Genomic DNA, 12,053 nt, shown 5'->3' with positions numbered 1-12,053 from the left:
AACGATCGTATTATTTTCGAAGAAAAAAATACGGCAGTCCCGCGAAGGACTGCCGTATTGCTTGCCGGGCAAGCTTATTGCGCTTTCATGCGAAGCAGCGCGCCGCGCTTCTGGTCGTCCGCGTACGCATAATCGACGCGCCCGTTCGTCACCACGCCCATGATCAGCATGTTCTGCGTAATCGCATCGTGATCTTCCTTCGAGAACGGCTTGTTGTAACTGGTGATCACGCCCTGATAGCGGCTCTTCAGGTTTTCCAGCGCGTCCTTGATCTTCGTTCCCTCGGTGGAATTCGCCTGCCGCAGGGCAAGGTAAAGCAGATGCATGCCATCGTAGCCTTGCGCTGCACTCATCGGTGAAGGGATGCGGTCCGTCTTGAACGTACGCTTGTAGGCGAGCAGGAAACTGTTCTTGCTGCTGGATCCCATGTCCTGGATGAAGGTTTGCGGCATCAACGCGCCCTCGCCCGCCTTTCCCGACCCGTCAATAAAGTTGCGCATGGAGAAGGTCCAGCTTCCCAGCATTGGCGCCTTCCAACCGAGCGCCTCCTTGTTGCGCGCAATTGCGGCGAGTTCCGGGCCGATCCCCCATACCACCAGTGCCTGCGCGCCGGTTGCCTTCGCATTCTTTACCTGGGCGGTCATGTCCTGGTCGCCGATCTTGAAACGCTCCTCGCCGGATACTTCCACACCGGCGCCTTTTGCTTGTTCCTGGAACGCCTTCAGGCCCGCATCGCCGTAGGCGGTCGTGTCGGCAAGAATGGCGACCTTCTGGGCGCCCTTGCGCTTGAGCTCGGCCACGACCACCTTCGCCTCAAGATCGAGCGTCGGCGAGATTCGGAAGATGTAGTTTTCGGGCGCAGCGGGCGGCGCGTACTTGCGTGTCAGCGAAGTCCCGGTCGACACGGCGATCAGCAGCGGCACCTTTGCCTTCTGGTACGCGTCGATCGATGCAAGACCTACACCGGTATTGACGATGCCCACGGTCGCGACAACTTTCATGCGCGCCAGCTCCTCGGCGATTTTTGCGCCCAGCTCCGGATTGGCTTGATCATCGCGCTCGACCAGCTCGATCTTCCGGCCATTCAGACCGCCGATGTTGTTGATCTCTTCTACCGCGATGCGGATGCCGTTGCGCATGCTCTCACCCATTGGGCTGGAGCCGCCGGTGAAAGGCCCGGAGACACCGATGCGAATCGGGGACGTCTCCTCAGACTGAGCGATGGCAAACGCGGGAATCAGGGAAATGGCGCCAAGAAGCAGCGCACGGCGGCCAGGAATGAACATCGTTTTCTTCTCCTTGCGGGAATGATTGCCCGCCCTGCTTTTGACGACGGGCAGCAGTTGTCAGCGGAGTGTGGGCCACTGCCGCCGGGGCAACAAGCGTAGAAATACGCAGACTACGCAAGTGTAACCACACTTTCCATGCAGCAACAAGCCAAGGGTGTTGCGAAGACGATGAATTTTTTACGCCGGGGCGCCGGGGCCGTCGCCCGACAGAAGGAGTGTCAGGCGTTGCATTTCCGCCATCATCTCAGGCGGGAAGGATGCCTCATCCCAAGCGCGGTAGTTCCCGCAAGCATAGGCAAGCGCATTCTTGTAATACGCATATGCGTTGAGCCGGTTGCGCACGAAGTTGTTCTGCACGCGTGTGACTTTACCCGGCGCGCCCACCACGATGGAATTCGGCGGAACGACCGTGCCTTCCTTCAGGTAGGTATGCCCGCCGACGATGCTGTTTTCGCCAATCACGCAACCGTCCATGATCGTGGCATTGATGCCGATGAGGCAATTGTCGCCGATGGTGCAGCCGTGGATGGTGCAATGGTGGGTGATTGAACAGTGGCTGCCGATGATGGTATCGGTACGGTCGCCGATATGGAGCATCACAAAGTCCTGGATGTTGGTGTACGCGCCGATCACGATCTGCTTGTGCTCGGCGCGCGCCACGACATTGGCCCAGATCGACGCATGTTCCTCGACAGTCACCTTGCCGTACAGGTAAGCAGTCTCGTGTACATACGCCGGCTTGCGGAGGACGACATCCGGACCAATGAATCCCATCACACCTCCAGCCATTCCTTGCGGATCGTGGCGTTGGCCCGCAAGTCCGACGGCGAGCCTTCGAACACGATGGAGCCATGGCCCATGACGTAGACGCGCTGGGAAATTTCCAGCGCAATCGCCAGCTTCTGCTCCACCAGCAGCACCGAGATGCCGCGATTCTTCAGTTCCTTCAGGTACTCTGCAACCAGGTCAACGATCTTCGGTGCCAGCCCCTCGGTCGGCTCGTCGATCATGATCAGGTCCGGGTCGCCCATCAGGGTGCGGCAGAGCGTCAGCATCTGCTGCTCGCCGCCGGACAGCACGCCCGCGGGCGTGTGCTGGCGCTCCCGCAGGCGCGGGAACATCTTGTACATGTCGTCCAGGCTCCAGCGCGACTTCTTGCCTTTCTTCTCGCCGAGGATCAGGTTCTGTTCCACCGTCAGTGTCGGAAACACGTCGCGATTTTCCGGCACGTAGCCCAGTCCCTTGTGCGCGATCTCGAAGGCCTTCAGGCCGGTAATTTCCTCGCCCTTGAACTTGATCGAGCCTTCCACGTCCACATGGCCCATGGTGGCCTTCACTGTGGTCGAACGCCCTACACCGTTACGACCCAGCAGGCTGACGATCTCTCCCTCACCGACGCTCATGTCCACGCCGTGCAGCACGTGGCTCTTGCCGTAGAAAGCGTGCAGGTCTTTGATTTCGAGTAGTGCCATTTATGCTGCCTCCACAGGAGCATGGCCGCCAAGATAGGCTTCCTGCACCTTTGCATTGTTGCGGATGTTCTGCGGTGTATCGCAGGCGATCACCTCGCCATACACCACCACAGCGATCTTGTCGGCCAGGCCGAACACCACGCTCATGTCGTGTTCCACCATCAGCAGCGTCTTGCCGACCGTCACCTTGCGAATCAGTTCGACCGCCGCGTCGGACTCCGAACGGCTCATGCCGGCCGTCGGTTCATCGAGCAGGATGACGTCGGCACCGCCCGCAATGGTGATGCCGATTTCCAGTGCCCGCTGTTCCGCATAGGTCAGCAGGCCGGCCATCGTGTCGCGGCGGCGGCGCAGGCCGATCTGCTCCAGCACCTGTTCGGCGCGCTCGTGCGCATCCTTCAAGCCGTTCAGGCGATGCCAGAAGGAATACTTGTAGCCCAGCGACCAGAGCACGGCGCAGCGCAGGTTTTCATACACCGACAGCCGGTGGAAGATATTGGTGATCTGGAAGCTGCGCGACAATCCGCGACGGTTGATCTCGAAAGGCTTCAGGCCGAGGATGCTCTCGCCGTTGAGGCGGATGTCACCCGAGGACACCGGGAAGCGGCCCGAGATCAGGTTGAACAGCGTCGACTTGCCGGCACCGTTCGGCCCGATGATCGCGAAGCGCTCCCCCTTCGGGACTTGCAAGTTTGCACCGCGAATGATCTCGGACTTGCCGAAGCTCTTGCGGACGTCTTTCAGTTCGAGGGACAGGTTGCTCATGCTTCCGCCCTCCGGATCAGGTCTTCAATTTCGGTATTCACTTCGCCCCACGCGTGTTTGAAAGACTTCCTTGCATGCCAGAAGCCGTAGATGCCAATGGCCAGTAATGTTCCCGCGAAGAACCAGCCCGATGGCGCAGCCGTATCGACCATGAAGCCGAACAGCTTCATTTCGGTGCCGTTGGCCGATTCAAGCGTCAGGTGGTACAGCATCTCGATGACCATCACGAGGCCGAACAGGCACACGAGCGCCATGGCAGACACCGCCCACAGATGCGGCCACACCCTGCCAAACCGGCCGTACTTCGCCACCCGCAGGTTCAGCATGATCAGGCTGGCGATACCGCCCGGCGCATACATGACCATGACGATGAAGAACACGCCGAGATACAGCTGCCAGGCCTTGGTGAAATCGGACAGCATCACCGACAGGAACACGCCCACGATGGCACCGATCATCGGGCCAAAGAAGAAGCCCACGCCGCCGATGAAGGTGAACAGCAGGACGCCGCCCGAACGGATCGCGCTGACGTTTTCCGCCGTGACGATTTCGAAGTTGATCGCTGACAGGCCGCCCGAGATGCCGGCGAAGAAGCCGGACAGGATCAGCGTCAGGTAACGCGCCCACTGCGTGTCGTAGCCGATGAACTCGACCCGCTCCGGGTTGTCGCGCACTGCGTTGATGATGCGGCCCAGCGGCGTCTGCGTGAAGGCGAACATGCCGATCGTGCTGATGAACAGCCAGAACGCAATCAGGTAATACACCTGGATCTGCGGACCGAAGGTGATGCCGAGGAACTTCTCGCCGTACACGCGGTTCGTCGAGATGCCGCCTTCGCCGCCGAAGAATTCCGGGAACATCAGCGAGCAGGCGAAGACCAGTTCGACGATACCCAGCGTAATCATCGCAAAGGTCGTACCCGACTTCTTGGTCGTTACATAGCCGAACAGGATGCCGAAGAACATGCCGGCAAAGCCGCCCACCAGCGGGATCATCGTCACCGGCATCCAGATCTTGCCGGCTGTCGCCAGGTTCATTGCATGGATCGCGAAGAACGCGCCAAGGCCCGAATACACCGCATGGCCGAAGGACAGCATGCCGCCCTGCCCCAGCAGCATGTTGTAGGACAGGCCGAAGATCATCACGGTACCGATCTGCGACAGCAGCGAGATCGAGGAACCCGAGCTGAACAGCATGGGCGCGAAGATCAGGACCAGGGCGAACAGGCCCCAGACAATCCAGCGTCCCAGGTTCATGGGCTTGTAGGTCATGGAATTGGTCATTGTGATTGCATTCATCGGATCAGCCCTCGCGAGTGCCCATCAGACCGCGCGGCCTGAAGATCAGGATCAGCACCAGCAGCAGGTAAGGCATGATCGGTGCGACTTGGGAAATGGTGAGTTTCAGGACGGGATAGCCGAAGGTTTCCGGCGTGATGGTGGCCCCGAAACTGGTGAACAGGGTCATGATCGAGTGGTCCAGCGCGACGGCGAAGGTCTGCAGGCTGCCGATCAGGAGCGACGCCAGCAAGGCACCGGTGAGGGAGCCCATGCCGCCAACCACGACCACCACGAAGATGATGCTGCCAACCGTGGCGGCCATGCCCGGTTCGGTCACGAAGGCATTGCCGCCGATCACGCCGGCAAGGCCGGCCAGCGCGCAGCCGCCGCCGAAGACCAGCATGAACACGCGCGGCACGTTGTGGCCGAGCGCCTCTACCATTTCGGGATGGGTCAGCGCCGCCTGGATCACGAGACCAATGCGCGTCTTGGTCAGCACCAGGAAGATCGACACCAGCATCAGCACCGCGATCAGCATCATGAAGCCGCGATACATCGGGAAAGTGGTCGTGAACAGGGTGAACAGCGGACCGTCCAGTTCCGCCGGAATCGGATACGGCACGGCAGCACGGCCCCAGACCAGCTGCACCATTTCCACCAGCACATAGGACAGGCCGAAGGTGAACAGCAGCTCGGGAATGTGGCCGTACTTGTGCACGGTGCGCAGGCCGTAGCGTTCGACCACACCACCGATCACGCCGACCAGCAGCGGCGCGACGATCAGCGCCGGCCAGAAGCCGATCTTGACGCTGATCGCGTAAGCGAAGTAGGCACCGAGCATGTAGAAGCTCGCATGCGCAAAGTTGAGCACACCCATCATCGAAAAGATGAGCGTCAGCCCGGAGGAAAGCATGAACAGCAGGAGCCCGTAGCTCAGACCGTTAAGCAATGTGATTAAAGTAAACTCCACGAGGCACCCCTATGTCTTACAACCTAGAATTAAATTCTTGTACGACCGTACTATTTTTTGCCCGAAAAAACGCAGCGTGACGGTTGGGCCGTCACGCTGCCCTGCAGAAACGATCAGGACGGACGCTTCATCTGGCACGAGGTCGGCTGTGCGCCGACGTGCGTGTCGAACTTGACGTCTGTCTTCCACCCGTAGCCGGTATTCTCCTGGTCGAACTTCACATCCTTGCCGTTGACCTTGGTCCAGGTGGCGATGTAGAGCGGCTGCTGGAGCTGGTGATCCTGCTTCCGCATTTCGACCTCGCCGTTCAGGCTGGTCATCTTCATGCCCTCCATCGCGAAAGCCACCTTCACCGGATCGGTCGACTTGGCTTGCTTGATGGCCTGGCCAATCATGTTCAGGCTGGTATACGTCGCCAGAACATAGTAGTCGTCGTTGAATTTCTTCTTGTAGCCCTCAACGATTTCCTTGCCGGTGAACTTCTCGTTGTTCACGTTCCAGTACCCGGCATACTTCACGCGTTCCGCGCCGGCCGCGCCCATGGCGGTTGGCACGCCCGTGGTCGATGCGTAGTAGGTATAGAAGTTGGCCTCCAGGTTGGCATCCTTGGCTGCCTTGATCAGCAGCGCCAGATCCGCGCCCCAGTTGCCGGTGATGATGGTGTCGGCACCCGACGCCTTCATCTTGGCCACATAGGGCGAGAAGTCCTTCACCTGGCCGATCGGATGCAGGTCGTCGCCGACGATCTGGATATCCGGGCGCTTGCGTTTCAGGTACTCCTTCGCGGCGCGCGTGACCTGGTGGCCGAACGCATAGTTCTGGCCGATGATGTAGACCTTCTTGATGTTCGGGTTCTTCTCGATGAAGGAGGTCATCGCCTCCATCTTCTGGTCGGAGTTCGCATCGAAGCGGAAGTGCCAGAAGCTGCACTTGCTGTTGGTCAGGTCGGGGTCGACCGCCGCGTAGTTGATGAACACGATCTCCTTGCCGGGATTGCGTTCATTGTGCTTGTTGACCGCGTCGAGCAGTGCCGCCGCCGCACCCGAGCCGTTGCCCTGGATGATGTAGCGGTAACCCTGGTCGATGACCGTCTTCAGCACCGACAGCGATTCCTGCGGGCTGGCCTTGTTGTCAAAGCCGGTGATCTCGAACTTGTGCTCGCCGGCCCACTTCTCGTTGTTCGCCTTTTCGGCGATGTACTGGAAGCTCTTGAGGATGCCCTGCCCCACGGGAGCAAACGGACCGGACAAGGGATCGATGAATGCCATCTTCACCGTCTCCGCGCTTGCCGAAGCAGGCAATGCAAACGCGGCGGCCAAGGAAAGCGGAATGATCAGTTTCTTGAATTGAGTAGCCATTGTCTCTTCCTTTATCAGTGTTATGTGGTTTACAGCATATCGGTGGTTATACCCAGTGTAAAGCACTGATCTAGCTTGTATTGGCCATAGCTTTTTCCCTTCACGCGTGGTTCGTTTTTGTCGTCTTTGAGTCGCCAAGAGCACGCCGCTGCAATGATCTCTGCCGGGTCATTCTGCAGCACCACGGCGCGGGCGGAGCATCTCCGCCTGCCGTGAGTTCAGGTCTGTTGAATCACTTTCGCTGCGCCGCAGCGAACTACGGCACGGACCGCTTCGGTCCGCGCCGCGACCATCGATCGATGGATTAGGAAGGACGTGCCGGACGCTTCATCTGGCACGAAGTCGGCTGGGTGGCCACGTAGCTTTCGACCTTCTGGTCCATCAGCCAGCCATAGCCGGTGTTTTCCTGGTCGTACTTGACCTTCTTGCCGTCGACTTTTGCCCAGGTGGAAATGTAGAGCGGCTGCTGCAGCTGGTGGTCGACGGCGCGCATTTCGACATCGCCGTTGATCGCCTTGACCTTGGCGCCTTCCATGGCGAACGCGACCTTCACCGGATCGACCGAGTTGGTGTCCTTCGCCGCCTTGGATACCATCTGCACAAGGGTGTAGATGTCCTGGACGTAGAAGTCGTCGTTGTACTTCTTCTTGAAGGCTTCGACGATTTCCTTGCCCGAGAAGGTTTCGTTGTTCGGGATCCAGTAGGCAACCTGCTTCACCAGTCCGGCAGTCGCGCCGCCCATGGCGGTCGGCACGCCGGAAGTGCCGGCGTAGTAGGTATAGAACTTGGCGGTCAGGCCGGCATCCTTGGCAGCCTTGACCAGCAGCGCCAGGTCGGCGCCCCAGTTGCCGGTGATCACTGCATCAGCACCGGCAGCCTTGATCTTGGCGACGTAGGGTGCGAAGTCTTTCACCGTTGCAATCGGATGCAGGTCGTCACCGACGATCTGGACGTCCGGACGCTTGCGTTTCAGGTATTCCTTTGCAGCGCGGGTGACCTGATGACCGTGGGCGTAGTTCTGGCCGATGATGTAGACCTTCTTCAGGTCCTGGTCCTTGGCCATGTAGGAGGTCAGCGCCTCCATCTTCATGTCCGAGTTGGCGTCGAAGCGGAAGTGCCAGAAGCTGCACTTGCTGTTGGTCAGGTCGGGATCGATCGCGGAGTAGTTCAGGAAGACGATTTCCTTGCCCGGGTTACGCTCGTTGTGCTTGTTGACTGCATCAATCAGTGCGAGCGCCACGCCGGAGCCGTTACCCTGGGCAATGTAACGATAGCCCTGGTCGATCACGGTCTTGAGCTGGTTCAGCGACTCCTGCGGGCTGCCCTTGCCGTCAAATGCATTGACCTCGACAGTATGATTGCCGGCCCACTTCTGCTGGTTGGCCATTTCCGTGAACATACGGAAGGTATTGAGCTGGTTCTGGCCGATCGGTGCAAAGGCACCGGACATCGTTTCGATCATGGCGATCTTGATGGTGTCGGCGTGGACCGCGGGTGCTGCGCATGCTGCTGCTACGGATAATGCCAAAACGAGGGGGCGCATCTTCATCATCTGTCTCTTTTCCTTTGGTGGGATTGCTCTAGTTATAAAAACGATGGCTGATTAGCTTCTGTTCTTGTACATCAATTCGATTACGCAGTCGGCAGTTTGTACTCCTTGAATTGCTCTCGAATACGGTTCTTCAGGACCTTGCCGGTCGCGCCGATCGGCAGCGCTTCGACAAAGACCACGTCATCCGGCGTCCACCACTTGGCGATCTTGCCGTCGTAGAACTTGACCAGTTCTTCCTTGGAGACTTCCGCGCCCGGCTTCTTCACGACGACCAGCAGCGGACGTTCGTCCCACTTCGGATGGAAGACGCCGATACAGGCGGCTTGCTGCACAGCGGGATGCGCCATGGCGATGTTTTCCAGGTCGATGGAGCCGATCCACTCGCCGCCGGACTTGATCACGTCCTTGCTGCGGTCGGTGATCTGCATGTAGCCGTCGGGACTGATGATCGCGACGTCGCCGGTCGGGAACCAGCCGTCCTGCAGCACGTCGCCGCCCTCGCCCTTGAAATAGCTGTTGATGATCCACGGGCCGCGCACCAGCAGGTTGCCGTAGGTCTTGCCGTCCCACGGCAGTTCCTCGCCGTCGTCGCCCACGATCTTCATGTCGACGCCGTAGATCGCATGCCCCTGCTTTTCGAGAACGGCCTGCTTCTGTTCCTCCGGCAAATCCAGGTGATGGGCCTGCAGCGTGCAGGCGGTACCCAGCGGCGACATCTCGGTCATCCCCCAGGCGTGCACGACTTCCACGTTGTATTGGTGGCGGAAGGTCTTCATCATCGCGGGCGGGCATGCCGAGCCGCCGATGACGGTACGCTTGAACGTGGAGAATTTCAGGTTGTTCTGGCCGACGTAATTCAAGAGGCCCAGCCAAACCGTAGGCACGCCCGCAGAGAACGTCACCTTCTCCTGCTCGAACAATTCGTAGACCGATTTGCCGTCGAGCGCCGGCCCCGGGAACACCATCTTGGCGCCGGTCAGCGGCACCGAATACGGCAGTCCCCAGGCGTTGACGTGGAACATCGGCACGACCGGGAGGACGGCGTCGCGCGCGGACACGTTCAGCGCATCCGGCATGGTCGACGCATACGAATGCAGTACGGTCGACCGATGGGAGTACAGCGCCCCTTTCGGATTGCCGGTGGTGCCCGAGGTGTAGCACAGGCTCGACGCCGAGTTCTCGTCGAACAGCGGCCACACGTACTGGTCGGAATTCTTCTCGATCAGGTCCTCGTAGCACATCAGGTTCGGGATCTTCGACTCGGCCGGCATGCGGTCCTTGTCGGCCATCAGGATGAAGCCCTTGACCGTCTTGCAGTGGGCGGCGAAAGCCTCGACCAGCGGCACGAAAGTCAGGTCGAAGAACAGGTACTGGTCCTCGGCGTGGTTGGCGATGTAGGCGATCTGCTCCGGATGCAGGCGCGGGTTGATCGTGTGCATGACGGCACCCGAGCCGGAGATGGCGTAATACAGCTCCAGGTGGCGGTAGCCATTCCAGGCCAGGGTCGCCACGCGATCCCCCATCTTGACGCCGAGCGCGCCGAGGGCATTGGCCATCTGGCGGGCGCGCTTGTGGCAATCGCGGTAGGTATAGCGGTGGATGTCTCCTTCAACCCGCCGCGACACGATTTCATTGCCGCCGAAATAGCGATCCGCGTGCTGGATGATGCTGGAAATGAGCAAAGGCTGGCTCATCATCTGGCCCATGAGCGGGCTCTTCGGGTACTGCGACATCCTGCCTCCTGGATATTGTGGTTAGAGTATTGCCACTAATTCTAGGTGTGATTTTTGAACGACCGTACGAAAATCGTCAACGATTTTCGATGGTGCGTCGCACCAATGTCACCTGTGCGACGTTTCATTCCACCACGGTTTTATAGAGCGTATTCTTGGGACGAGCCATCACGCGGCGCAACATAGGCTCGAAGAAATCGAGCGGCAGCGTCTCGTAGTCGGGATCAAACGCGGGCGCGTCGTACTTCTCGCAGAACTCCAGCGTCCGGTCATACAAAGGCTGTCCGGCAAACTGATCGCGCAGGTTGCGATCCATACCCAAGTGATGGAAGAAATAGTGGCCCTGAAAAATGCCATGCTTTTCGACCATCGCGTGGTTCTCCGGACTGACGAAGGGTTTCAGGATCGCCGCGGCGATGTCTGGATGGTTGTAGCTGCCGAGCGTGTCACCGATGTCATGAAGCAAGGCACAAATAATGTATTCCTCATCCCGACCGTCCCGAAAAGCGCGAGTTGCCGTCTGCAGGCTGTGCGTAAGCCGGTCGACCGGGAAGCCCCCGCAATCGCCATCGAGCAGACGCAGATGCGCGAGGACGCGATCGGGCAAGGCGGCAGCATACGGCTGGAATTCGCCGGCAATGATTTTCCAGTCGTCGGCGGTGCTCTCCTGCATGTCTTTGAAGTTGGCGCGTGCGTTCATGGTTTGTCTCCAGTGAGAGGTGATGTACCCGCAGTCTGTGCAGCGGGCAAGGACGAAAAGCGGAAAGCCGCCGGCGAGCGCGTGCTGCCGGCGGACAGGGGCGTGGAGAAGATGCTGCTTCAGGTCCGATAGGACGGATCGATGCGGTCAAGACGGCGCAGCAGTGCCGGCCATGCCAGCATGCCGCCCTGCGACTTGGTCACGGTTTTTGCCTGTTGCTGCGCACCGTCGATGATGGCTTGCGGGACACGGACGAGCTCGCCCCCTCCCGCCTGCGCGCGGACCTGGATCATGCAGGTTGCCTCAAAGATGTACATGTTGACGAAGGCGTCGGCGATCGTCTTGCCCAGCGTGAGCAGGCCATGGTTGCGCAGCATCAGGTAGGTCTTGTCGCCGAGGTCGGCCACGAGCCGCGGTTTTTCTTCCGCGTTCAGCGCCACGCCCTCATAGCCGTGGTAGGCCAGGCTGGACAGCACGAAGATCGATTGCTGCGAAATCGGCAGTACACCTTCTTTCTGCGCGGACACCGCGACGCCGTTCACGCTGTGCGTGTGCAACACGCATTGCGCATCGTGACGGACGGCGTGGATTGCCGAATGAATGGTGAAACCGGCCGGATTGACCGGGAACGGCGACTCCTCGACCTTGTTGCCGTCAAGGTCGATCTTCACCAGCGAGGACGCGGTGATTTCGTCGAACATCATCCCATAGGGGTTGATCAGGAACCGGTCCTCTTCGCCGGGTACGCGTGCAGTGATGTGCGTGAAAACGAGGTCGCTCCAGCCGAAGTTGGCCACCAGCCGGTAGCATGCGGCGAGATCGACGCGCGTCTGCCATTCCTCTGGAGAAACACGGGCTTGTAACGAAGGGATCGCCAGCTTTTCAGGGGCGTTCATATGGGGTCTCCTCTTCTCTGTCAAAATATGGGCGCCTG

Annotated in this window: 11 protein-coding genes; all 11 read right to left on the bottom strand. The window is 59.6% G+C overall.

Going from position 1 to position 12,053, the window contains the following annotated elements; all coding sequences use genetic code 11:
• Nucleotides 1-74 precede the first annotated feature (74 nt).
• A complete protein-coding gene (locus ACNOHI_RS04115; protein WP_420473375.1) occupies nt 75-1,286 on the bottom strand; it encodes an ABC transporter substrate-binding protein in 1,212 nt (403 codons plus the stop codon).
• 180 nt (nt 1,287-1,466) lie between these two features.
• Nucleotides 1,467-2,063, bottom strand: a complete 597-nt coding sequence (locus ACNOHI_RS04110) for a gamma carbonic anhydrase family protein (protein WP_420473374.1) — start codon at nt 2,061-2,063, stop codon at nt 1,467-1,469.
• Nucleotides 2,063-2,761 carry an ABC transporter ATP-binding protein gene (locus ACNOHI_RS04105; protein WP_420473373.1) on the bottom strand — a complete coding sequence of 233 codons (699 nt, stop codon included), beginning with the start codon at nt 2,759-2,761 and terminating at the stop codon, nt 2,063-2,065. Before ACNOHI_RS04105 ends, ACNOHI_RS04110 begins: the two co-directional genes overlap by 1 nt.
• Complete coding sequence (locus ACNOHI_RS04100; RefSeq protein WP_420473372.1) at nt 2,762-3,526, bottom strand: ABC transporter ATP-binding protein; 765 nt, start codon at nt 3,524-3,526, stop codon at nt 2,762-2,764.
• Nucleotides 3,523-4,809 carry a branched-chain amino acid ABC transporter permease gene (locus ACNOHI_RS04095; RefSeq protein WP_420473371.1) on the bottom strand — a complete coding sequence of 429 codons (1,287 nt, stop codon included), beginning with the start codon at nt 4,807-4,809 and terminating at the stop codon, nt 3,523-3,525. The genes ACNOHI_RS04100 and ACNOHI_RS04095 overlap by 4 nt, the downstream gene beginning before the upstream one ends.
• A 19-nt stretch (nt 4,810-4,828) precedes the next feature.
• Nucleotides 4,829-5,776, bottom strand: coding sequence for a branched-chain amino acid ABC transporter permease (locus ACNOHI_RS04090; RefSeq protein WP_420473370.1), 948 nt, complete (start codon nt 5,774-5,776; stop codon nt 4,829-4,831).
• A gap of 113 nt (nt 5,777-5,889) precedes the next feature.
• Nucleotides 5,890-7,134 carry a branched-chain amino acid ABC transporter substrate-binding protein gene (locus tag ACNOHI_RS04085; protein ID WP_420473369.1) on the bottom strand — a complete coding sequence of 415 codons (1,245 nt, stop codon included), beginning with the start codon at nt 7,132-7,134 and terminating at the stop codon, nt 5,890-5,892.
• Between the two features lie 304 nt (nt 7,135-7,438).
• Nucleotides 7,439-8,686, bottom strand: a complete 1,248-nt coding sequence (locus tag ACNOHI_RS04080; RefSeq protein WP_420473368.1) for a branched-chain amino acid ABC transporter substrate-binding protein — start codon at nt 8,684-8,686, stop codon at nt 7,439-7,441.
• Between the two features lie 80 nt (nt 8,687-8,766).
• A complete protein-coding gene (locus ACNOHI_RS04075) occupies nt 8,767-10,419 on the bottom strand; it encodes a 3-(methylthio)propionyl-CoA ligase (RefSeq protein ID WP_420473367.1) in 1,653 nt (550 codons plus the stop codon).
• Between the two features lie 124 nt (nt 10,420-10,543).
• Complete coding sequence (locus tag ACNOHI_RS04070; protein WP_420473366.1) at nt 10,544-11,119, bottom strand: HD domain-containing protein; 576 nt, start codon at nt 11,117-11,119, stop codon at nt 10,544-10,546.
• A gap of 119 nt (nt 11,120-11,238) precedes the next feature.
• On the bottom strand, nt 11,239-12,015 hold the full coding sequence (locus tag ACNOHI_RS04065; RefSeq protein ID WP_420473365.1) for a class II aldolase/adducin family protein: 777 nt from the start codon (nt 12,013-12,015) through the stop codon (nt 11,239-11,241).
• Between the last annotated feature and the right edge of the window lie 38 nt (nt 12,016-12,053).

It is taken from the genome of Noviherbaspirillum sp. ST9, assembly GCF_048799745.1.
Classification (GTDB): domain Bacteria; phylum Pseudomonadota; class Gammaproteobacteria; order Burkholderiales; family Burkholderiaceae_D; genus Noviherbaspirillum.
The sequence above is the reverse complement of the archived record's forward strand: the minus strand, read 5'-3'. Positions and strand labels throughout refer to the sequence as shown.